Source organism: Paenarthrobacter sp. GQ52, assembly GCF_059759005.1.
The window spans coordinates 116,425-138,728 of sequence record NZ_JCAXEJ010000008.1 but is presented as its reverse complement, the minus strand read 5'-3'; the positions used below and the strand labels follow the sequence as shown (position 1 = coordinate 138,728).

At 63.0% G+C, this 22,304-nt stretch carries 21 protein-coding genes; 3 read left to right on the top strand and 18 right to left on the bottom strand.

The window, feature by feature from the left end; all coding sequences use genetic code 11:
- Positions 1–13 precede the first annotated feature (13 nt).
- From AC6CH8_RS12965 to AC6CH8_RS12930, 8 genes are all read right to left on the bottom strand, one after another.
- The gene (locus AC6CH8_RS12965; protein WP_498190945.1) at positions 14–2,095 is read right to left on the bottom strand and encodes an acyltransferase family protein; all 2,082 of its coding nucleotides are present in this window, start codon (positions 2,093–2,095) and stop codon (positions 14–16) included.
- The gene (locus AC6CH8_RS12960; protein WP_498190943.1) at positions 2,092–4,155 is read right to left on the bottom strand and encodes an acyltransferase family protein; all 2,064 of its coding nucleotides are present in this window, start codon (positions 4,153–4,155) and stop codon (positions 2,092–2,094) included. Before AC6CH8_RS12960 ends, AC6CH8_RS12965 begins: the two co-directional genes overlap by 4 nt.
- A gap of 216 nt (positions 4,156–4,371) precedes the next feature.
- A complete protein-coding gene (locus AC6CH8_RS12955; RefSeq protein ID WP_498190941.1) occupies positions 4,372–5,472 on the bottom strand; it encodes a flavin-containing monooxygenase in 1,101 nt (366 codons plus the stop codon).
- Positions 5,469–5,786 (bottom strand): hypothetical protein, encoded by a 318-nt coding sequence (locus tag AC6CH8_RS12950; RefSeq protein ID WP_420178579.1) that lies wholly within the window; start codon positions 5,784–5,786, stop codon positions 5,469–5,471. Before AC6CH8_RS12950 ends, AC6CH8_RS12955 begins: the two co-directional genes overlap by 4 nt.
- Before the next feature lie 116 nt (positions 5,787–5,902).
- A complete protein-coding gene (locus AC6CH8_RS12945) occupies positions 5,903–7,540 on the bottom strand; it encodes a helix-turn-helix transcriptional regulator (protein ID WP_498190940.1) in 1,638 nt (545 codons plus the stop codon).
- A gap of 173 nt (positions 7,541–7,713) precedes the next feature.
- On the bottom strand, positions 7,714–9,327 hold the full coding sequence (gene groL, locus AC6CH8_RS12940; protein WP_017200315.1) for a chaperonin GroEL: 1,614 nt from the start codon (positions 9,325–9,327) through the stop codon (positions 7,714–7,716).
- An 84-nt stretch (positions 9,328–9,411) separates the two neighbouring features.
- The gene (gene groES, locus AC6CH8_RS12935; RefSeq protein ID WP_011775524.1) at positions 9,412–9,708 is read right to left on the bottom strand and encodes a co-chaperone GroES; all 297 of its coding nucleotides are present in this window, start codon (positions 9,706–9,708) and stop codon (positions 9,412–9,414) included.
- Positions 9,709–9,899: 191 nt separating this feature from the next.
- On the bottom strand, positions 9,900–10,262 hold the full coding sequence (locus AC6CH8_RS12930) for a hypothetical protein (protein ID WP_091468911.1): 363 nt from the start codon (positions 10,260–10,262) through the stop codon (positions 9,900–9,902).
- Positions 10,263–10,329: 67 nt separating this feature from the next.
- On the opposite strand from AC6CH8_RS12930, the gene AC6CH8_RS12925 reads away from it, so the two are divergent.
- Entirely contained in the window at positions 10,330–11,559 is a 1,230-nt protein-coding gene (locus AC6CH8_RS12925; RefSeq protein ID WP_091468914.1) for a THUMP-like domain-containing protein, read from the top strand.
- Positions 11,560–11,572: 13 nt separating this feature from the next.
- On the opposite strand, the gene AC6CH8_RS12920 is transcribed toward AC6CH8_RS12925, so the two are convergent.
- From AC6CH8_RS12920 to AC6CH8_RS12910, 3 genes are read right to left on the bottom strand one after another with little or no spacing between them, the layout of a single operon-like run.
- Positions 11,573–12,385 carry a shikimate 5-dehydrogenase gene (locus tag AC6CH8_RS12920; RefSeq protein ID WP_091468917.1) on the bottom strand — a complete coding sequence of 271 codons (813 nt, stop codon included), beginning with the start codon at positions 12,383–12,385 and terminating at the stop codon, positions 11,573–11,575.
- Positions 12,386–12,410: 25 nt separating this feature from the next.
- Positions 12,411–12,533 (bottom strand): type B 50S ribosomal protein L36, encoded by a 123-nt coding sequence (gene ykgO / locus AC6CH8_RS12915; RefSeq protein WP_011775528.1) that lies wholly within the window; start codon positions 12,531–12,533, stop codon positions 12,411–12,413.
- Positions 12,534–12,562: 29 nt separating this feature from the next.
- Complete coding sequence (locus AC6CH8_RS12910; RefSeq protein WP_498190936.1) at positions 12,563–13,714, bottom strand: GTP-binding protein; 1,152 nt, start codon at positions 13,712–13,714, stop codon at positions 12,563–12,565.
- 163 nt (positions 13,715–13,877) lie between these two features.
- Between AC6CH8_RS12910 and AC6CH8_RS12905 the strand changes: the two genes are divergently transcribed.
- Positions 13,878–15,029: a glutamate--cysteine ligase gene (locus AC6CH8_RS12905; RefSeq protein WP_178997144.1), complete on the top strand. Its 1,152-nt coding sequence runs from the start codon at positions 13,878–13,880 to the stop codon at positions 15,027–15,029.
- 20 nt (positions 15,030–15,049) lie between these two features.
- Here AC6CH8_RS12905 and tsaD read toward each other — a convergent pair whose 3' ends face one another.
- The 6 genes from tsaD to AC6CH8_RS12875 all read right to left on the bottom strand — a co-directional run bounded on the left by tsaD (position 15,050) and on the right by AC6CH8_RS12875 (position 20,348).
- Positions 15,050–16,195 carry a tRNA (adenosine(37)-N6)-threonylcarbamoyltransferase complex transferase subunit TsaD gene (gene tsaD, locus AC6CH8_RS12900; protein ID WP_498190935.1) on the bottom strand — a complete coding sequence of 382 codons (1,146 nt, stop codon included), beginning with the start codon at positions 16,193–16,195 and terminating at the stop codon, positions 15,050–15,052.
- Positions 16,192–16,689, bottom strand: a complete 498-nt coding sequence (gene rimI, locus AC6CH8_RS12895) for a ribosomal protein S18-alanine N-acetyltransferase (protein ID WP_498190933.1) — start codon at positions 16,687–16,689, stop codon at positions 16,192–16,194. The genes tsaD and rimI overlap by 4 nt, the downstream gene beginning before the upstream one ends.
- 13 nt (positions 16,690–16,702) lie before the next feature.
- Positions 16,703–17,374: a tRNA (adenosine(37)-N6)-threonylcarbamoyltransferase complex dimerization subunit type 1 TsaB gene (tsaB, locus tag AC6CH8_RS12890; protein ID WP_420178585.1), complete on the bottom strand. Its 672-nt coding sequence runs from the start codon at positions 17,372–17,374 to the stop codon at positions 16,703–16,705.
- Positions 17,374–17,949 carry a tRNA (adenosine(37)-N6)-threonylcarbamoyltransferase complex ATPase subunit type 1 TsaE gene (gene tsaE / locus AC6CH8_RS12885; RefSeq protein ID WP_498190931.1) on the bottom strand — a complete coding sequence of 192 codons (576 nt, stop codon included), beginning with the start codon at positions 17,947–17,949 and terminating at the stop codon, positions 17,374–17,376. The genes tsaB and tsaE overlap by 1 nt, the downstream gene beginning before the upstream one ends.
- Entirely contained in the window at positions 17,946–19,187 is a 1,242-nt protein-coding gene (gene alr / locus AC6CH8_RS12880; RefSeq protein ID WP_498190929.1) for an alanine racemase, read from the bottom strand. The genes tsaE and alr overlap by 4 nt, the downstream gene beginning before the upstream one ends.
- Positions 19,188–19,253: 66 nt before the next feature.
- Entirely contained in the window at positions 19,254–20,348 is a 1,095-nt protein-coding gene (locus tag AC6CH8_RS12875) for a carbohydrate kinase family protein (protein WP_243836821.1), read from the bottom strand.
- A 64-nt stretch (positions 20,349–20,412) separates the two neighbouring features.
- Here AC6CH8_RS12875 and AC6CH8_RS12870 point away from each other — a divergent pair, with 64 nt between their 5' ends.
- Complete coding sequence (locus tag AC6CH8_RS12870; RefSeq protein WP_498190927.1) at positions 20,413–21,786, top strand: 6-phospho-beta-glucosidase; 1,374 nt, start codon at positions 20,413–20,415, stop codon at positions 21,784–21,786.
- Here the strand turns inward: AC6CH8_RS12870 and AC6CH8_RS12865 are convergent.
- Positions 21,783–22,301, bottom strand: coding sequence for a GNAT family N-acetyltransferase (locus AC6CH8_RS12865; protein ID WP_364307122.1), 519 nt, complete (start codon positions 22,299–22,301; stop codon positions 21,783–21,785). The genes AC6CH8_RS12870 and AC6CH8_RS12865 overlap by 4 nt on opposite strands.
- Positions 22,302–22,304: the final 3 nt, after the last annotated feature.

The window sequence follows — 22,304 nt, the reverse complement described above, 5'->3', positions numbered from 1 at the left end:
GCGAGCGCGGAACCTAGCTTGCGGACCAACCGGTAGCGGCCAGCAGCCGCTGTTCAAACATGGGGATCATGGTTTGAACATAGGTCTTGGTGAGGTGGTTGTCGTCCTTGTACACGTAGACGTTACCAACCACCGCGGGACAGGTCCCTTGCTCGCAGATGAAGTCGCTCATATCCATCAGGTAGAGCCGCTCCACCTTGCCTACATAGTCGTCCAAAGGTGATGACGCCGCCAAGGACTCTTCAAGGGGCACATTGCAGTCGGGCGAATCCTTGCCCTTCTTCTGCACGCACTCGGGCATATTGAAGCTGAACCTCGGGTTGTCCCGGACACCCACCACATCGATTCCCAGGTCCGTGAACGGCTTGATGCCTTCGAGGTATCCGGGCACTTCGGTTTCAAATGGAGCATCGACGTGCGTCTTGGATGCCACGGTGAAAACTGCGTCGGGCTTGTGCTCCATCACGTAGGCGGAACTTGCCTTGTTGAACTCGTTGCAGAAATCGGGGCGCTCCGGCGACTGGGCACCGAACCGGCAGCCACCTTTAAGCAGCGTCACCACTTCCCAGCCGTGCTTTTTGGCAATCGGGCCAAGAGCAGCCGTGTACTGCTGGGAATGGGAATCACCGAGCACCACGATCCTCTTGGTGACCACCGCCGGTTCCTCATTTTGCAGGCAGTCCTGCAGCAACGGATCGCTGGGTACGTTGTCGCCGGTGCACTTGCCGTCGACGTTTGCCCACTCGTCCTTCATGGCTGCGGGCGCGGGGATGATGAGGGCTTCTTCGCTCGGCTCACCGGCGTACTCCGGGGACAACGCGGCAGCACCCGGCGTCAGTTCGTGGGGCTGATCCGCAATCGCTGCAGCTTCAGCGGTGATGGCGCTTTGCCACACCGTGACCGGCAACGCCAACAGCGCACCGCACGTGGCAATCACGACGGCGGCCCGCCAGGACCGCACGTCCGGCCACTTCCAGCGGCGCAGGGGAACTTCCACATACCTTGTGGTGGCTACCGCCAACAGCATGGAAACCGTCATGATTCCCAGGCCTTGGAGGAGGCTGGGCGCGGTAGTGCCGGTGGCCAGGAGGAAGAACACCAAAACCGGCCAGTGCCACAGGTACAGGGCGTACGAGTTGTCACCCACCATGACCAGTGGGCGTGAGCCCAGGAGACGGTCGGCACCGAAGGGGCTACCGCTCTGACCCGCGATGATGACTGCTGCAGCCGCAAGGGTGGGCCAAAGGGCTACGAATCCAGGGAAGGAGCGGTCCACCGTGAGCATCAGCCCGCAGGCGAGCATCGCTGCAATTCCTGCCCATCCCAGGAAAACACGGAACCGGCGTCCCGGTTTCAGGTATGGGATCGCCAGGGCGAGAAGGGAACCCAGCGCGAATTCCCATAGGCGTGCACGGGTGTCAAAGTAAGCGTGGGCTTGGTTGTTGGCGGTCTGCTCGATGGAGAACACGAGTGATGCCAGGAAGACCGCGCCGAAGGCGATGAACAGCAACTGCCTGTGGGTTGCGGCCTTCCGCTGCGGAGACAGCTTAGCCAGCTGCGGTTGCAGAAGCGCGACTCCGGCGAAGATCAACGGCCACAGAATAAACACCTGGCCTTGCACGGATAGCGACCAAAAGTGTTGCAGGGGGCTGGCATGAACGTGCTGCTGGGCGTAGTAGTCCACCGCGAAAGCGGCCAACTGCCAGTTTTGCCGGTACATGAGGGATGCCCAGGCCTCGGTGAGGATATCGGGCCACCGGCTCTGCGGTATGAGTGCCCAGGTGCCTGCCAGGGCGGCCAGCAAGACAACGACGACGGCGGGCAGCAACCGCTTGAACACGTGCAGCCAATGCCGCAGGAGTCGAAGTGGCTTATGACTTTCGAGCCTGCGCGTGAAGGACAGCGTCAGCAGGAAAGCCGAGATCAGCAGGAAAACGTCCACGCCGCCCGAGACCTTGCCGAGCCAGATATGGTAGGCCGCGACCATGAGCACTGCCAGGGCACGCAGGCCCTGGACTTCCGGGCGGAAGCCGGGTTTCGACGTCGTGGATTCCTTGCTTGGCGGGGCAGCCGTTCTTGCGCGTGTGTCCATCATCGTTGCCACCCTGTCGCGGCAAACCACCTTTCATCGAGCATGCCCGACATGCTCTTGACGTACGTTTTGGTCAGGTGGTTGTCATCCAGGTACACGAAGGTGTTACCGATGATGGGCGGGCAGTAGATCCCCAGGCACACAAGGTCGGTCATATCCAGCAGGATCAGGTCCTGGTATTTACCCGCCACGGCGTCAAAAGGACTGGGTTCAGCCAGGACGTCCGACTTCAGCGGACGGCAATCAGGGCTGTCCACCCCTTTGGCGAGGGCGCAGTCCGTCAGGCTGTAAGTAAACCTTGGGTTGTCCCGCACTGCCACCATTTGGATGCCCAGTGCCGTGACCTCGGGAACGAGGTCCTCAAAGCCGTGGGTCAGTCTTTCGTCAGGCAAGGACGACACAGCCGCTGTGCCCACCATGAAGATGGCATCCGGCGTATGGTCCCGGATGTGGCTGCGCACTTCACGGTTGAACTCGTTACAGCCAGGCTCCGACTCGGGGTCTTCAGTCATGAAGGGGCACGCCCCGTACAGCAGCGAGTAGAGACGCCAATGATGCTGCTCCGCCAATACTTCCATGGCGGCAAGCCACTGCTGGGAGTGCGAGTTGCCTACCACCAGGACTGTCTTGGTGGCGTCGGAACCCACACCGTTCTGCCGGCAGTTGTCCCGCAGCAACTGCGACTCGGGTTTCGTGTCTCCGGAGCACCCCTCGGGCAGTTGGGCCCAGTCACGCCCGATCCTTTCCGCGGTGGGCTGAGTGAGCGCATTTGGAGCCGCTTCATTCACGTACGTTGGCAGGAGTGCCTTTGCCCCGGGATTGTCGAAGACCATTCGCGCCTCTGCAGCTTGCTGGTCCAAGTCCAGCTTGTACTGGAAAGCGAGCAGGGGTGCGGAAACGACTGCCAGGCACGTCGCGATTGCGATGACCGAGCGGCGGCGCTTCATCTCGGGCCATTTCCATTCCCGGAACGGCTTCTCCACAAACTTGGTGGTCAGGAACGCCAAAACGAGTGACAGCACAATGATGGCCGTGCCGGAAAGCCAACCGGCCTGACCCCTGCCGCTCCAGGCCAGGGCAATCACCAGGATGGGCCAGTGCCAGAGGTATAGGGCGTAGGAGTTGTCACCGAGCCGGACCAGGAATTTGGAACTCAGGATCCGGTCCAGCCCGAAACGGCTCCCGGTCTGACCGGCTGCGATCACCGCGACCGCGGCCAGCGTGGGCCACAAGGCGACGAATCCCGGGAACGCAGTCTGTACCTGCAACAGGATTCCGCAAGTGAGCATCGCTGCCACCCCCACCCATCCCAAGATCACACGGACGGGTTTGGAGAAGTCCAGGCCCGGTAGCACCAACGCCACCAGCGTGCCCAAGGCGAACTCCCACAAACGGGCAAAGGTATCGAAGTATGCCACGGCCTGGTTGTTGGCTGTGAAGATGACGGAGTAGATGAACGAGACCAGGAAAATGATGGCGAAAACATACACCAGAGTGGCGCGGTAGCGGAGGGCAAAGCGGCGGCACACCAGCGCAACCGTCGCAAAGATGATGGGCCACACAATGAATACCTGGCCCTGGATGGACAAGGACCAGAAGTGCTGAACGGGGCTCGCCATGCTGTGGTCGGTGGCATAGTAATCAACCGCCAGCTCCTGCAGCAGCCGGTTCTCAAAGTAAAACAGCGAAGCCCAGGTTTGCTGGACAATTTCAACCCAACGCGTGGCTGGCAGGAAAACGAAGGTTGCTGCGAGAGTGCCCACCAGAACAACGACGACGGCGGGCAGCAGCCGCCTGAACAGGTGCAGCCAGTGGCGCACAAGGTCCATGGGGCGGCCCTGTTTGTAACGTCCCGTGAACTGGAGGGTCATGAGGAACGCTGAAATGAGGAGGAAGACATCAACGCCTCCGGAGACCCTGCCGATCCAGATGTGGTAACTGACCACCATCAGGACTGCGAGGGATCGAAGGCCCTGAATTTCGGGGCGGAACTTAGACTTTGCAACGGGTCCGGCAGCCCGCTTACCGTGGTGGGCAGGGGCTGGAATCGTTGGCGTCGTCACGTTAGGCAGTTCCTCAAAGCTCTGGCACAAAGCATCAATATTACGCGGTTTCAGTCGCGCAACCGATGTGGAAGGGTGTCCCTGGCCGCCATCCGAAGCCCCATCAGCACAGGTCCAGCCATACATTGTGCCACCCGAACCTGTGCGTGACCTGTGCTGATACTCCCTGCTCCCGTTAACACTGCAGCCGGCCACGCCCCTCGCTAACGTGACCCATTACACGTTCACCAGTCCGCTGGAACGCGGTGCGGCCACCCGACGGGCGAGGTAGCGTGCGTCCCGTCCGACACCCGGAAGGGTCGCCGAAGCCGCAGCGAACAGGAATTCCTGGCCGATGAAGAACACACCTGGAACGTCGGCCACCACTCCCCGCTTTTGCAGCAGCCTGCCCGCCCCGTCCACCACGGGCACCCGGACCCACGAGTAGTCGTCCCGGTAGCCCGTGCACCAGATAACGTTGGCGGGTTTGACCGTTTGGATGTCTCCGCCAACTTCCGGATAGCTGTCCCGGACACCGGTGACCCTGGGCAGCAATTCAACACCTGCAGCGCGCAGTTCCTTGGTCCTGGTCCGGATCAGCGGCGCAGCCTTCTGCATGAACTTTGGAGCAACCTTGCGGCCAACAGGGGTGTCGAGTGTGAGCACGTGCAGGCCCGCGAAACGGATGACCGGAAGCACGAAGCGCGCTGCTGCACGTCCGTGGCGCACGGGGAGCTCGCCACCGGGGGCTCCCGCCACAGCGGTCGGATGGCTCCCGCTGACCTCCAGGGCAATCTCCGCCCCTGAGTTCCCCAGTCCCACCACCAGGACAGGGCCGGGCTGGAGCTGGGAAGGATTCTTGTAGTCCTGGGAATGGAGTTGGAGTATGTCTGCCGACAGCTCCCCGGCGAAGGCCGGGGTCTTGGGCACGCGGTATCCCCCCGTGGCAATAACCACGTTCCTGGCATGCCATGATCGCTGCCCCGAGGTGACTTGGAATCCATCCCCGTCGCTCACAAGGCCGTCGACACGCACATTGTGTTCGATCGGCAGGTCGAAGCGACGCTTGTAGTCCTCAAGGTAGTCAGCCAGCTCATCCTTGGTGGGGAAACTCAACCTGTCGCCGGGGAACGGCGCCCCGGGAAGGCCGTCGTACTTGCCGGGAGTGAACAGCCGCAGGGAATCCCATCGCTGCCGCCAAGAGTCTCCCGTCCTGGCATTTTCATCCACTATCAGGAAGCTGCTGCCTTCTTGTGCCAGCCAATATCCAATCGCCAAGCCTGCCTGTCCACCTCCTACTATGAGCGTGTCTACTGCTGGGTTCTGGCTCCAGTTCATGACTTTTTCCCTTCAATTACTGGTTCTCCGATGGGTTCTTTGTGTGTGTCTTCAGGAACCTTCCGGTAGCGCAGGCACCACAGGAGCATGAGGGCAGACGCCACAACATAGAAGGAGTGCAGCAGCCATACGGGGCCTGCCGGAAGATCAAAGACATAGAACGAATGCACTGCGTTGGCCACGTTGGTGGTGGCGATGTTGCCGACGCTGTATGACTCAAGGTCTTTGGTGCGCACGGCCTTCAGAAGCATGGGGAGCATGCTGGCGGCGAAGAGCACGGTGGATACGGTGCCGGCAAGCAGTGGAATGTTCATACAGCCAAGCTATGAGTCCAGCCCCATCCACCGCGTCGGCAAAATGACCCATTCCCACCCACGCTGCATGGGTACTTATGCGCACAGGCGAACGGGCGTTACCTCAACAGATGGCGTTAGCTCAACAGATGGTGATCGAACGCATACCGGCTCGCAGCCACGCGCGATGGCACAGCGAGTTTGGTGAGGATATTGCTCACGTGCCGCGCAACGGTCTTTTCGCTGAGGTAAAGGGATCGGGCAATGGTTTTGTTCGCGTTGCCCTCCGCCACCAGACGCAGGACCTCCAGTTCGCGGACAGTAAGCGGCGAGCTGGTGCCTTGATCGCGTTCTCCACTGATGCCCACTACTTCTGAGGCCGCGGGAGCGGCACCCAGCTCCACGAATTCCGCCCGGGCCGCTTCGAATTCCATGGTCGCCGAATCAGGGTCGCCCAGCGCCGCGCAGGCCCTGCCCGCGAGCACGCGGCAACGGGCTGCCTCATACGGTGCTTCAAGGGAGAACCACAGCCTCCATGCCGTCCGTGCCGCCATCAGGGCAGCTTCCGCGCTGCCTTCAGCCAAGAGCACGCTCGCCTCCGCGTGGGCAGCGAGGGCAGCTTCCAGAGGGCGCTTTTCCGGGTCAACAAGGGACGCAAATTCGTTGGCAGCGGACCTTGCCGCTGCCAGGTCACCGGAGGCGAGTTCCACCTCAACAAGAGCCGGAAGAAGTCTTCGCCGGTTGGCAGGATCCGACCCTGCCACTGCCCGACGCATCATGGACTGGGCCTGGGGGCCGTTCTGCTGGGCCAATCGCATCAGGGCCATACCGGGAAGAGGCTCGAAACCCGTCTCCCCTGCCCTTGCATAGGCAGCTTCGGCTTCGGCCAGGCTTCCCCTGAGACGGAGAATTTCCCCTTGCTGGTACCAAGCGCCGTAAGTGGCTTCCGGATCGCCCCGCCGCGCACGGTCTTGGGCAATCCGCGCCGCGGCAAGGGCGTCATCCCATGCGCCATGGAGGAGAAACAACTCCGCCCGGTGGGACTGGCACTGCCCGCTGAACATGACCATGTCCGGCCTGTCCCCGCACCATTTCTCCAACGCGGCCGTCCACTCCTGGGCACGGCGGACATCCAACACCAAACGGCAGTTGCCGATCACCGCACAGTAGATGATCCCGGACGGGATGGGCGAAACTTCGCCCGCGATGACCGAGACCATCACTTCATCAAGAAGTTGAAGGCCCTCATCAGGGAATCCGAGGGTGAGCCTGGCGGTTCCGACGCCGAGCTGGCCCAGCGCCATGAGGTCCTTGTCCTGGAAGTGCCGGCCGATCTCCAACGCCCGGCTGAAAATCGCAAAGCTCGCCTCCGGAGCTCCTCCGTACAGGGCACCAAGTGCCTCCGGAACCAACAGGTAGCCCTCCGCTGCGGTAGGGCTATCCAGCCCTTCCACCAGATGCTTGGCCCGGGACATCCAGCCGCTGCTGCGGGCGGGCTCACCGAGATCCATCAAGTACAGCACCAGCCACGCTGCGCAGCGTGCGGCACTATCCGTGTCGCCCAGCGTGATGAATTCGTCGTGCGCCCGGGTCAAGTAGGCCACGCCCTCGGTGTCTTTGCCCAACAGCATCGCTACGGAGGCCACCAACTCGATGTCTTGAGCAGGCAGGCCCCCTGCGGTGTCGGCGCGTGCGAGGAATTCGAAGGCATCGCTCCAGCGGTGCTCGGAGAATGCCGAGCGTCCCAGGTCCAAAGCTGTGGCAGGCATCGTCATGGCTTACCCGTCGGCGTCGATGCGCCCCGTTGACGCACCCAAGCCGCCGTATTAGCGTCAGGTTACCGCCGCCGTCGTGCGCTCACAATAGCTGAGCGACACAGGCCACGACACCACCCCGGAAACAACAGAAGCCCCGGTCAAGGTGACCGGGGCTTCTGTATAACAGGCTTTTAGTGCTGGTGGCCTGCGTGTGCGTCTTCTTCCTCAGCCGGCTTCTCGGCAACCAGGGTCTCGGTGGTGAGAACCAGGGCAGCGATGGAAGCGGCGTTGCGGAGAGCCGAACGGGTGACCTTGACGGGGTCGATCACGCCAGCGGCGATCAGGTCCTCGTACTCGCCGGACTTGGCGTTGAAGCCGTGGTTGGCTTCCAGCTCGGAAACCTTGGCAACAACCACGAAGCCATCGAAGCCGGCGTTCTGGGCGATCCAGCGCAAAGGCTGAACCAAAGCGCGGCGGACGATGCCCACAGCAGCTGCCGCGTCACCCTCCAGGGCCTTGACGGCCGGGGACTCGTCCAGCGCCTTGAGGGCGTGGATGAGAGCGGAACCGCCACCGGAAACAATGCCTTCTTCCAGGGCTGCACGCGTGGAGGAAACAGCGTCCTCGATGCGGTGCTTCTTTTCCTTCAGCTCAACCTCGGTGGCTGCGCCAACCTTGATCACGCCGATGCCGCCGGCCAGCTTGGCCAGGCGTTCCTGCAGCTTTTCCTTGTCCCAGTCGGAGTCCGTCCGGGTGAGCTCAGCACGCAGCTGCGCCACGCGGTCGGCAACGTCCTGGGCCGTGCCGGCGCCGTCAACGATGGTGGTGTTGTCCTTGGTCACCGTGATACGGCGAGCGGTACCAAGTACCTCGAGGCCAACGCTGTCCAGGGTCAGGCCGAGGTCCGGGGAAACAACCTGGGCGCCCGTGAGCGTCGCGATGTCCTGGAGCATGGCCTTGCGGCGGTCGCCGAAGCCCGGAGCCTTGACGGCAACAACGTTGAGCGTGCCGCGGATACGGTTGACGATCAGCGTGGAGAGGGCTTCGCCTTCGATGTCTTCAGCAATGATGAAGAGCGGCTTGTTGGCCTGCAGGGCCTTTTCCAGCAGCGGCAGGAAGTCCTGCAGCGAGGAGATCTTGCCCTGGTTGATCAGGATGAGGGCGTCTTCAAGAACTGCTTCCTGGCGCTCTGCGTCGGTGACGAAGTACGGGGAAAGGTAGCCCTTGTCGAACTGCATGCCCTCGGTGAGCACCAGTTCGGTCTGGGTGGTGGAGGATTCTTCAATGGTGATGACACCATCCTTGCCAACCTTGCCGAACGCTTCGGCCAGCAGTTCGCCAACCTCGTCGCTCTGCGCGGAGATGGCTGCGACGCTGGCAACCTGGGTGCCTTCGACTTCGCGGGCGTTCTCCAGGAGGCGGGCTGCGATGGCTTCGACGGAAACCTCGATGCCGCGCTTGATCTCGCCAGGAGCGGCGCCGGCAGCAACGTTGCGGAGGCCCTCCTTGACCAGGGCCTGTGCCAGCACGGTGGCCGTGGTGGTGCCGTCGCCGGCGACATCGTTGGTCTTGGTTGCTACTTCCTTGGCCAGCTGTGCGCCAAGGTTCTCGTAGGGGTCGTCAAGCTCAACTTCGCGGGCGATGGTCACACCGTCGTTGGTGATCGTGGGAGCGCCCCACTTCTTGTCCAGCACGACGTTGCGGCCGCGCGGGCCAAGCGTCACCTTGACAGTGTTGGCGAGCTTGTCGATACCGGCCTCAAGAGACCGGCGGGCAGCATCGTTAAAAGCAAGCTGCTTTGCCATGGTTGTGTCCTTTCAAGACAGAAAACCCGCACCGCTGACGGTCGGAATGATTCCAACGCGGCGGCGGTGCGGGGCTCCAGGAAGTTACTTTACGACGATCGCAAGGACGTCGCGGGCGGACAGAACGAGGTACTCGTTGCCGCCGGTCTTGACTTCGGTTCCACCGTACTTGGAGTAGATGACGACGTCGCCAACAGCTACGTCAACCGGTACGCGGTTGCCGTTGTCATCGAAGCGGCCGGGGCCGATTGCAACAACTTCGCCTTCCTGCGGCTTCTCCTGTGCGGAGTCCGGAATTACCAGGCCGGAAGCCGTGGTCTGCTCTGCTTCGAGCGGGCGAACAACAATACGATCCTCAAGAGGCTTAATCGAGACCGACACTCGGACTCTCCTTTTCATGAGCTGATTCATGGACTAAGAACTAGGGTGCCGGAGCGTACAACCGTCGTCGCGGTGCCGGAAGACGCTTGGCGTGATTAGCACCCTCCGGGGGAGAGTGCTAACAAGACTCTATGTAAGCGTTAGCACTCGGTCAAGGCGAGTGCCAGAATTTCGTCATGAGTGAACCTCCGTCATCGGCCGGTGAGGTCGTCCAGATCGTAGTCTTCGCCGTCGTCATCCTCGTCCAGCGGAGCGTTGCCGCGGTTCAGATACAGCACTACGGCAGCGGCAATAGCAACGACGCCGGAGATCACCAAGGTGATGATTCCACCGGTTCTGGCGCCGCTGTAGAGTTCGCGGATGCCCCGCGCTTCCTCGGTGGCGTCGTTAACGCTCTTGCCGGCGACGGAGTAGGTGGCGGCATTGAAGGAATCCAGCGCGAAGATAATGATTAGCAGGCCGACGCAAACCACCGCGATCACTGCCCCCGCTATCAGGGCCGGACGAGCGAACTTTGTCATGGTGGAGTGATGCGGGGCTGCGTTGTCTTCCATGAAAACAACCCTATCGGGCTGATTCGCCGGTCACGTTGTCAAGCACCGCGCCGTTAGGCTTGATCCCATGCCTCACGCACCGCAGGAACAGATCGCGCCCTTGCTGACAACTGAAGGATGGGAACTTCTTGCCTCCTTGGGGCCTTACCGGGAAGCCGACTCGTTCAGCGTCAATGCCGAGCTCCGGAAAGCGGGCCACTCCCCCGAACTCGTGGCCGCGGTCCTCACGCAATCCCGCCTGCGGACACGTGCCGAGGCCAAGTTCGGCGAGTTCGCCCGGCAGATGCTTTTCACTCAAGCGGGACTGGAGCAGGCAACGCGCTTGAACGTCGCGGCCCGGCACGCCGAGCGTTTCGCGAAGGCGGGCATCCCGCACGTTGCCGACCTCGGCTGCGGCCTTGGTGCCGATTCCATGGCGATGGCTTCCATGGACATTTCGGTGACCGCCGTTGAGATGGATGAAACCACTGCCGCCTGCGCCACGATCAACCTCATGCCATTCCCGCACGCCACTGTGGTGCACTCGGATGCCACGTCCGTGGAACTGGACGGGATCGACGGTGTATGGCTGGATCCTGCCCGGCGAACCACGTCCACCTCCGGAACCAAGCGGATCTGGGACCCTGAAGCGTTCTCTCCCCCGCTGTCCTTCGTTGAACGCCTGGCAGCCACCGGCCGCGCAATCGGCGTCAAAATGGGTCCCGGCATCCCCCATGATTCCGTGCCGTCAGGCTGCGAGGCCCAATGGGTCTCAGTGGGCGGCGATGTTACCGAAGTGACCTTATGGTTCAACGCGGTGGCCCGCCCCGGCGTGCGTCGCGCAGCGCTGGTTATCGGCAGCCAAGGCGCCGCTGAAATCACCAGCGGTGCGGATTTCGACGGCGGCCCGGTAGCCGCCGTCGGACCTGTCGAGGGCTTCCTCTACGAACCCGATGGGGCGGTGATCCGGGCAGGGCTGGTGGCCGACGTCGCAGAACGCCTCGGTGGGCATCTGGTGGACGAGCACATCGCCTACATCTGCGCCCCCGAGCTGCATGACACCCCGTTCGCCCGTGCCTACAAAGTGCTTGAAGTGATGCCCTACAACGTCAAGGCGCTCAAGGCATGGGTGAAGAACAACGGCGTCACGGTGCTGGATATCAAGAAGCGCGGCACGGCAGTGACCCCGGAGGAGCTGCGGAAGCAACTGCTTCCCGCCAAACCCATCAAGGGCAAGGATGCGAAAACAGCCACCTTGGTCCTCACCCGGATCGGCGAGGAAAGAGTGGCTGTTGTCGTGGAGCCAGTGACGGCCTGATGTGTCACAAGAGCTAGCGGCGGGAGAACTCCGAAGCTTCACGCACCTGCTCGGCGCTCGGACGCACGCCCGTGTATAGGACAAACTGCTCCTCGGCTTGGATAGCGATCACTTCGGCGCCCGTGATCACCTTCTTGTCGGCTCGCCGGGCAGCGGTGATGAGCGGCGTCTCCGACGGCAATGCCACGACGTCGAACACCACCTGGGCAGCGGAAATAGTGGCGTCATCGAAGGACTGGGCGGTTTCATCCGCACCTGCCATTCCCAAGGGAGTGACGTTGATGATGAGGTCCGCGGTTGAGCCGTTGACGTCGTCCTGCCATCCGAAGCCGTAGAGGTCTGCGAGCGCACGGCCGGTGCCCTCATTGCGTGCCACGATGGTTACAGCGGTGAACCCGGCGTCCCGAAGGGCTGCGGCTACGGCCTTGGCCATGCCGCCGGCACCGCGGAGCAGCACCGTGTGGCTGCTGGGAACCTGGTGGTCCTTCAGGAGCCGGGCGATCGCGATGTAGTCCGTGTTGTAGGCAGTGAGGACACCGTGGTTATTGACGATGGTATTCACCGAATCAATGGCTTTGGCCGACGGATCCATGACGTCAACCAGCGGGATGACGGCTTCTTTGTACGGCATGGACACCGCGGCGCCCCGGATCGGGAGGCCGCGGATGCCCGCCACCGCAAGGGTGATGTCCGCGGGGGCGAATGCCTTGTAGACAAAGTTCAGGCCGAGCAGATCGTACAGATAGTTGTGGAACCTGGTCCCGATATTGCTGGGCCGGGCCGCAAGCGAAATGCACAGGGACATGTCTTTGTTCAGGATTGGCATTCCCCCATTAAACAACGCCGTGCTGTTAGCCCTGCCGCGCCTTCATCCGCGGGTTGTTCTTGTTGATGACGAAGGTGCGCCCCCGCCTGCGCACGATCTGGGCGCCGGGGATCTTCTTGAGGGCACGCAGCGAATTCCTGACTTTCATGGTGTTTCTCCTTTGTGTGGGTGTTCGGTTTAGAGGGCGTCGCTGAGTTCCAGGGGGTCGTCCCAGACGCCGAAATCCTGCTCCATCTCCGCCTCCGTTAGTTGGCAGCCGTCCAGCAGATCGCTGATTTCCTGGGGATCAATGTCCTCCGACCTTCCGGTGATGGCCAGCACAGTTCCGCGGTCGCCATGGCTGGGGTGCCAGTCAAGGAGGGAGTCGACGTCGGCACCTGCCTCCCCCGGGCGCGCGAGGCCGGGCGCTGATTCAACAGTGTCAGCCAGCCACTTTCCGGTGCTTTCCAGCCACACACGCGGCCCGATTCCCTGGACGGCGATCCGCGTTTTAGGCGCCGATGCGATCCAGAGGCGGCCACGCATCCAGTGCGTGCCGGCCGCCAGCTGTGGCAGCGCATCACGGAAGCGCCCAGGATGCAGTGGTCGACCCGCTTTCCGGAGCACCGTCCGGAAGGAACCTTTGGCTTCGCTGACGGGCACACGCACGACGCCGGGCCGGTTACGGGCCGCTGCTTCGGCGTCGTCGAAGCATCCCGGCCGGTAGTCGTCAGCCGCGCCAACAACTCCGGCATGGGACGCCAACTGGCCGAGTAATTCGACACCCAGCAGCCACTGGGCGGAGCCCTCGCGGGGCTCGCCGGTCAGCACGGCACCCAGTCCGGGGTGCACCATCACGGTGTCCACCTGCCCGAACTCGCCGATCAGAAATTCTCCACTGGTTCGATCATCAGTGGGCATGGACGTGAATCCTGATTCAAACAACGTGTGACGATCCCAGATATGGTCGTCCAGGTCTGCGGGGTCCAAGGCCAGGACGGCGTTGTCGATCACCGCCGGGCGGCTCAATCCACGCCGAAGCCCGGCAACAGCCATCCCTGCTGCGACGCCGGGTGGGAGGCCCAGGACAACGTGGTCGAAGCCGCATGAGCCGAGGCGTTCCGCCGTCGGGACAACGTCCAACCTGACGGTGCAGCTAAGGCAACCATGCTCCAACACCGTGGTTTCGCGTTCGAACAACTGGCCGTTCCGATAGACGCGCCGCAGGACCAGTGAACCATCCAGAAGATCGTGAAGGACCACTACGGAATTGGCGTGGGTCTGGCCGAGCCTGGCGGCGGCTGACTCCCGGCATTGGCTGTCCAGGGAACTGAGGACTGTAAGATGCATGCGTTGATTCTATTGCGAATCATTATCATTAGCAAATAACGGTCTTTGTTTACGCAAGTCCCCAGCAGCCACCTGTGTTCCGGCTGCATTAGACTTGATCCGACCGCTGGCGGCCCCACAGCGGGGAACCGTGTCCGGCTGAGACAGACTATGAGGGGACTACGTGCAGATTGATTTTGCGCCATCCAGGCAATCGACACTGGGTGTGGAATGGGAGTTGGCGCTCGTCAATGCACGCACCGGGGAATTGGTATCAGTGGCCAACGATGTCCTGAAGGGCGTCGCCGCGAACCACCCCGACCTCAATGAGGACGACGAACACCCCCATATCAAGCGCGAACTGCTCCTCAACACTGTGGAACTGGTCACCGGCATTTGCGAGACCGTCAAGGATGCCAAGGAAGACCTCAGCCGATCCCTGGCCGCCGTCCGTGAAGTCACCGACCCCATGGGCGTGGAGGTGTTCTGCGCAGGCAGCCACCCGTTCAGCCCTCCCCTGCTCCAGCCCGTCACGGACAAGGAACGCTACGCCAAGCTGATCGAGCGGACCCAATGGTGGGGACGCCAGATGGTGATCTACGGCGTTCACGTCCATGTGGGCATCGACCGCCGGGACAAGGTCCTCCCCATCCTGGACGGCCTGGTCAACTACTTCCCGCACTTCCAGGCGTTGTCCGCCTCCAGCCCGTACTGGGCCGGCGAAGAAACCGGCTACGCTTCCCAACGTGCGCTCATGTTCCAGCAGCTTCCCACCGCCGGGCTGCCCTTCCAGTTCGAAACATGGGAGGCCTACGAGTCCTACGTCCAGGACATGTTCACCACAGGTGTCATTGACGCGACCTCCGAAATCCGCTGGGACATCCGCCCCGTGTCGAACCTGGGCACCATCGAGATGCGCATCTGCGACGGCTTGGCCACACTAGAAGAAGTAGGCGCCATTGCTGCGCTGACCCAATGCCTTGTGGACGAGTTCTCCTCCATCCTTGATGCCGGCGGCAGCATCCCCACCATGCCACCGTGGCATGTCCAGGAGAACAAATGGCGCGCCGCACGGTACGGCATGGAAGCCATCATCATTCTCGACGCCGAGGGCAACGAGCAGTTGGTCACAGAGCACCTCGCTGAAACCGTCGCCAGGCTGGAACCTGTAGCGGCCAAGCTCGGTTGCTCCGAAGAACTCTCGGACGTCCTGAAGATCATCGAGCGCGGAGCAAGCTACCAACGACAGCGCCGGGTGGCCGCTGAACACAACGGCGACCTGCAGGCAGTGGTCATGGACCTCGTACAGCAGATGCGCAAGGGTCCGGACGCCTAGCTGTACTAGCCCAAGGAGCGCTAGGCGGGCACTGAGACCGTAGTCACCGGCATGGAAGAATCCGGCGCGAAGGAAACTCCGCTGGGAGCAATGCCGGCCATGATCAGCTGCGCTCCGAGCGCGGCAACCATGGCTCCGTTATCCGTGCAAAGATCCAGCGGCGGAACATGCAATTTGATACCTGCGGAGGTACAGCGCTGCCCAGTCAGTTCCCGCAGCCTTGAGTTCGCTGCAACGCCCCCACCCAGCAGGACGTCAGTGATGCCGTGCTCTTTGCAGGCCAGGACCGCCTTTGAACTGATGACGTCCACCACGGCCTCCTGGAACGCTGCCGCGATATCTGCCACGGGAACTTCCTCGCCCCGGGCTTCGAACTGCTCGACGCACCGGGCCACGGCTGTTTTCAGGCCGCTGAAGGACCAGTCGTAACGGTGCGGTCCCTTCTCCTCCGCGGTGCCCATGTATTTGGGCTGCGTGAGTCCACGGGGGAAACGGATGGACTTGGAGTTGCCCTGGCGTGCCAGTCTGTCGATGGCAGGCCCGCCCGGGTACCCGAGGCCAAGGATGCGGGCCACTTTGTCGTACGCTTCGCCGGCGGCATCGTCGATGGTTGAACCCAGCAGCTCCACGTCGTCCGTGATGCTCCGGATGCGCAGGATTTCCGTATGCCCTCCCGATACCAGCAATGCGCCGAGGTTCTCCGGTAGCTTTCCGGCACCCAGGCCGGCGGCAGCAACGGCGTCGGACGCTCTTTCCGAAGGTGCCCCACTATCCAGCAACCCCACGCCAACGTGCGCCACCAAGTGGTTGATGGCGTAGAGCGGCTTGCCGGTGGCAACGGCAAGGGCTTTGGCAGCGCAAACACCCACCATCAGCGCCCCTGCAAGGCCCGGACCGGACGTGACGGCAATGGCATCGATGTCATCCAAGGTGACGCCGGCCTCGTGGAGCGACTCCTGCAAGGTGGGCACAAAGGCGTCCAAGTGTGCGCGTGACGCGATCTCCGGGATAACGCCGCCAAAGCGAACATGCTCATCCATGGACGATGACACCGTGTTGGTCAGCAGGGTGGTCCCCCGCACGATTCCCACACCGGTCTCGTCGCAGGATGACTCAATGCCAAGCACCAGCGGCTGCTTTGGCTGTTCCGGATTCGGCCCGCTCACGCTGTGGCTCCTTTTTGGGGTTTGTTCAGTTCAAGGCGCATAATCAGGGCGTCCGTGCCGTCCCGGTAGTAGCGGGGACGGACGTGGATCTGCTCGAAACCGAACCGCAAGTACAGTTGCTGGGCGCGGGGATTGTCCGCCCGCACTTCCAGCAGGACGTCCTCGGCACGGCGGCGCCGCGCTTCGTCAATCAGTTCTGTCAGGACAGCAGAGCCAATGCCCTTGCCTTCGAATTCAGGCACGACGGCGATCGTCTGGACGTCCGCGATCGGCTCGATGCACATCAATCCGGCGTAAGCCACGATCTCCCCTGCAACCTCTGCCACCACGTAGCGCCGGGTGTCAGGCTGGGCCAACTCGTCGAAGAACATCTGCAAGGGCCACGCGTCCACGGGGAATAGCCGGCGCTCCAGCGTCTCCACGGCCGGGACATCGGCCTCGGTCATGTCGCGCAGGGAAACTCCTGCGAGTTCCAGCTTGGGTGACAGTTTCACAGTGTCCCTCCCATCACAGTGCACGCTTCCTTGGGCCAGGCACCTGGGCGTCCGATTCCCGCAAATACAAGGGTGTTGAGTCAAGCAAAGCCTGCCCGGCCGTGAGCTTGGCCAAGGCGAATTGGCCCAACGAGGCTGCATCCGGCTGGGTGGTGGCGAAATCTTCATCCGCCTTGAGGACATCGGCGTAGAGGCCTGCCCCCGCGCCGAACACCGGCAAGTCCGGAAGCTCCGAGGCGAAACCAACGTGGGGGCCGTCCACGAGCTCCGGAAGCTGGCCGTCGGCCAGGCTGTATCGAGCCCAGTAGACCTCCTTGCGTCGGGCATCCGTAGCCACCAGGAACTCGGGGGTCGCCGCGGTGGACTCCGCCACTTCCAAGGCGATGGCATCCAGGCTCATGAGCCCATACAGCGGCTTGTCCCACACGAAGGCGAGAGTGCGGGCGGTGGCGATACCGGAGCGGAGCCCGGTGAACGGGCCAGGTCCCACACCGGTGACAATCGCATCGATGTCCGCGCCGGTGACCCCGGCACCAGCCAGGAGTTTTTCAATCCCGGGAGCCAGCACTTCCGCGTGGCTTCGGGTGTCCTCCGTAGCGAAAGAGTCCACCACACTTTCCATGGCATCATCCGAGATCAGGGCCGCACTGGCAACCGCTGAGGTATCAATGGCCAGTATCAGCATCAGTAGCCTCCGTTTTCGCTGGTCTCCAAGAGCTTCGGTGCCTCGGCCCAGCGGGGACCAAATCCACGGAAAACAATGGTGCGGGGTTCGTCGTCGTCATCGGTATCAAAGTCCATGACGTCGCCGTCCTTTGTGGCTGCCGTGTTATCCCCGCCAACAGACCTGAGAAGGTCAACCTCCAAGCGGCTGTCCGAGAGGTGTTCCACCCGGTCCCGGCCCCATTCCACCACGGTGACCGCTGTATCCATGGTGTTCTCCAGATCGATATCGTCAATCTCCGCTGCCGAGTCCAGCCGGTAAGCGTCAACATGGACCAGGTCCGGGCCCCCGGGCCTGGGTCCATCAGCGAGATTGGGGTGGATCCGTACCAGGACAAACGTCGGCGAAATGATGCCGGCACGGACTCCCAGGCCCTCGCCAAGTCCTTGGGTGAACGTCGTCTTGCCCGCACCCAGTTCGCCGGTCAGGACCAGAAGATCCCCGGCCTCAAGCACCCCACCCAAAGCTGCCGCGAGCGCATGGGTCTGCTCCGCCGTCGTGACCGTCAGCGTGCGCTCCCACTGGGCTTCGCTCACAGCGCGGCCGTATCTGCTGCGTTGTTGACTTCGATCCGGGCGGGCAGCTCATTGACGTAACTGCGCGGAACCCGGGGGCTGATGCGCGTCACGATTTCGTAGTTGTTGGTCCCCGCGGCGGCCGCCCAATCATCGGCGGTGGGCCCGCCGTCGGCACCGTTGCCGAACATGACAGCCTCGGCGCCCTTGAGATTTGCCGCCGCTTCAGGGGACAGCGGCCCCAGGTCAATGACCATTTGGTCCATGGCAATCCTGCCAACCACCGGGTAGTTGATGCCGTCCACCCGCACAGGACCTCCCGTGGCGATCCGCGGGACACCGTCTGCATACCCCAGCGGCACCAGGCCCAGCGTGCTTTCCTGGCTGGTCCGGTAATTGAGTCCGTAGGAAACGCCCTGGCCTTCGGGCACCTTCTTGCAGTTGGACAGGAGGGTCCGGACCGTCATGGCGGGATGCAGGCCAAGTTCCGCAGACGTAGCCCCGTCGAAGGGCGACAATCCGTAGATGCCCAAGCCCACTCGGACGAGGTCGAAGTGTGAATCCGGGCGGGACAACGCTGCAGGCGTGTTGGCAATATGCCGGACCTCGGTATCCACACCTGCGTCCTCGGCCATGGCGATGGCTTCCCGGAAGACAGCCAGTTGATCATCGGTTTCAGGGCGATGGGGTTCGTCAGCAACGGCGAGGTGGGAGAAGATGCCCACCACCCGCAAGAGGCCTTGATCCTGGTATTCCATGGCCTGGCCCAACAACTGGTCCCAGTCAGCGATGGTGCAGCCGTTCCGGCCCAGTCCCGTGTCTACCTTGAGGTGCACACGCGCCGGCCGCTCCTGCTCCCGGGCGGCAGCCACCACGGCTTCGAGTTCCCAACCGGAAATTCCGACGTCGATGCCGGCGGCCACTGCCGCTTGGAAGTTGCTTTCGCGGGTGTGCAGCCAGGCGAGTAGCGGGGCATCAACCCCGGCGGCACGCAGGGCGAGCGCCTCGGAGATGTGGGCGACACCCAGCCAGGCCGCTCCGGCGTCGAGGGCTGCCCGGGCAACCTGCACGGCACCGTGGCCATAAGCGTCTGCCTTCACCACGGCCATCACAGCGGCCGGGGAGGCGATGCCGACGAACTGACGAACGTTGTGCCGCACGGCGTCGAGGTCGATCACGGCGGAGCGTTCCAGCACCGCTGACTTTGCTATGGAGGCCTTCGACCCGATACCGATATCTGCAGCTGCTTCGTAAGTCACCCTAGAGATTCTAGTGCTGTCAGTGAACTCGGGTTAACTGCGCGGTTAGCTGTGGGGCTCTCACGGCTACTGCGCGTCCGACAAATGCGCGATGGTCGCCCGGGCCCGACGCTGTGCTTCCGCCGGAATGTCCTTGACGATCGGTTCCAGGAAGGCGAAGCGCCTCAACCACTGACTTGACTGACGCTCCTTCCTCGCATTCGCCCGTTGCCACCAGTCGGCGATGTCACCCCAACCCGGTGCTGCCAGTGAGCCGCCCACTTCCTGGACCGCCAAGGAGGCGCAAAGGTTCGCGAACCGGAGCCGGTCCCCCAACCTCCACCCTGCCAGGCATCCCACAATGAAGGCCGCCCCGAAACAGTCCCCGGCGCCCGTGGGATCGGAAGCTGATACGGGCAGGGACGGCACCCACTCCTCTTCACCCGTTTCCGAATCCACTGCCACCGCGCCTTGGGGGCCAAGGGTTACCACGGCCACGGGAACCCGGTCAGCCAAGGAGTACAGGGCCGCCCAGGGGTCGGCCTTCCCGGTAAACGCCATCGCTTCCGGGGCATTGGGCAGGAAGGCGTAGAAGTTCCCCAGCTGGTTCAGCCGGCGCTCCGACCACTCCCCTGTAGGGTCCCAGCCCACCACGCCGAAGAGTTTGGTTCCGGCCTCCTTCGCTGCGAGCATCCACGGTTCCAGCTCCTCCCCCAGGTCAGCGACGGCGGCGAGCGCCTTGGGTGGCTTCCCGATCAGCTCGGAGGAACTGATCGGGGCGGGGTGGCCGTGGGTCACCATGGATCGGTCCTGGTTCACGCACATGGATACCGTGACCGGTGAGTGCCAGCCGGGAACCTTCTGCGAGAGCGAAAGGTCGACGTGTTCCTGGCTTTCCAGGATCTGCCAGTTGTAGTCACCGTAGCCGTCGTCCCCGAAGGTTGCCGCGAGATTGGTCCGCAAGCCGAGGCGCGCGGCGGCAATGGCTTGGTTGGCTACACCACCGGGGCAGCTGCCCATGCCCTCACTCCAGACCTCCGTGCCGGGTTCCGGCGCGTGCGGGAGCCCGGTGAAGATGATGTCCTGGAAAACCGTTCCAGTGAGGAGGAGGTCGCACTGGTGGTCCCCATCCGACCGCAGCGCAGCCAGGGGATCGAAGCGTCGCTGGGGTTTAGCGTCCATGCACGGCAGACTACGCTGCACGTACTGGGCTGCATAGACTTGCGGGCCTGCATAGACTCGGACCATGCGGCTCATGATTGCCGGTGGCGGCGGATTCCGGGTTCCCCTTGTATACCGGGCTTTGTGCGCCGGTCCGTTCGCCGGGCTGGTGGATGAACTCGTCCTTTTTGACGTGGACGGCTCGCGGCTGGCGGCCATTGAGGCGGTACTCCGCGACATGCCCGCAGACAGAGGTTCCGCACCCGCCGTCGTGGTTTCCACAGACCTTGAGCAGGCACTCACGGGAACAGACATGGTGTTCGCCGCAATCCGCCCAGGCGGTACTGCGGGGAGGATCGCGGACGAGCAGATTCCCTTGAGGCTGGGGTTGCTTGGACAGGAGACCACCGGCGCCGGCGGCATCTCGTATGCGCTCCGCTCGATCCCCCACATGCTGCAGCTCGCTGAGGCGATGCGTCGCCATTGCCCCGACGCGTGGCTCATCAACTTCACCAATCCTGCCGGCATGGTCACCGAAGCGCTGGTTCCCGTCTTGGGACGCAAGGTGATCGGCATCTGCGACTCCGCCGGTGGTTTGGTCCAGCGTGCCGCCCGGGCTGCCGGGGCGCCCCTCAAAGAAGGAACGCTCGACGGCGTTGGCTACTACGGGCTGAACCACCTCGGCTGGCTTTACCGGCTGGCTCCTCGTGGAACGGATCTGCTACCTGCTCTGCTGTCCGATCACGCTGCTCTCGAAACCATGGAGGAGGGGCGGTTGTTCGGCCAGCACACCCTGCTGCAACTTGGCTGCCTGCCCAACGAATACCTGTACTACTACTACCAAACGTCACAGGCCACTGAAGCCATCGGACAGCAACGCGAAACGCGCGGGGCGTCCATCCACGACCAGCAACAGTCGCTCTACCCGTCGCTTCTTCAGGCCCCACATCCTTATAAGGTCTGGGATGCTGCCCGGCGCTCCCGCGAGGAAGGCTACTTGGCCGAAGCGCGGACGCATGGGGAGCAGCGCGACGAGTCTGATCTGGCGGGGGGCGGCTACGAACGCGTTGCCCTGTCCGTTATGCGCGCACTGTCCGGGGGCGGGACCGCCCAGCTGATCCTCAACGTGCCCAACTCGCCGGTGTTGCACGCCGCGTCTACCGCAGAGGTGGCCGTTCCGGGGTTGCCGGCAGACGCCGTCGTCGAGGTTCCTTGCGAGGTAACGCCCGACGGCGCGTTGCCACTTCCGCAGGACCGGCCGGACGGGCAGTTCCTCACCTTGATGCAGCATGTGAAAGAGGTTGAGCGGCTGACCATCCGGGCCGTAGTCGCCGGCGAGCGCGAGGCCGCCGTCCAAGCCTTTGCCGCTCACCCGTTGGTAGGTTCGGCCCCCCTGGGCCGGCAGCTGCTGGAAGGGTACGAGGCAGCTTTTCCCGGGCTAAGCCAGTTGTGGGCCTAGAGCTTTCTGTACATGACGTGGAGGCCCACGTAGCCGATCTCCGGGTGGTTGAAGGCTTCAGGAACCGTGGCCAAAATCTTGAACCCCATGGATTGCCACAACCACACAGCCCTGACGTTGCTCTCCACCACGGCGTTGTACTGCATGGACAGGAACCCGGCTGCCTTGGCTTCGGTCAGGGAGTAGGCACAGAGCGCCCGGGCGATGCCCTGGCCCGAGTTGTTGGCCCCCACCATGTACCCTGCGTTGGCAACATGGCTGCCGCCGCCGGCTTGGTTGGCGTGGAACTCCCCCGTTCCCAATATCTCGCCCGTGTCCTGGCGCGCCGCCACGAACGTTTGACCGGGAGCTTCCTTGATCCACTTGGTCCTGGCTGCTTCCTCCGTGGTGTCACGGTCCCAGGTGAAGGTCTCGCCGCTGCGGATCACAGGCTCCAGGATGGACCACATTCCGGGCCAGTCTTCAGGCGTTGCTTTGCGGATCTGGAAGTTTTGTTCTTGGCTCACAGCCGCCACGCT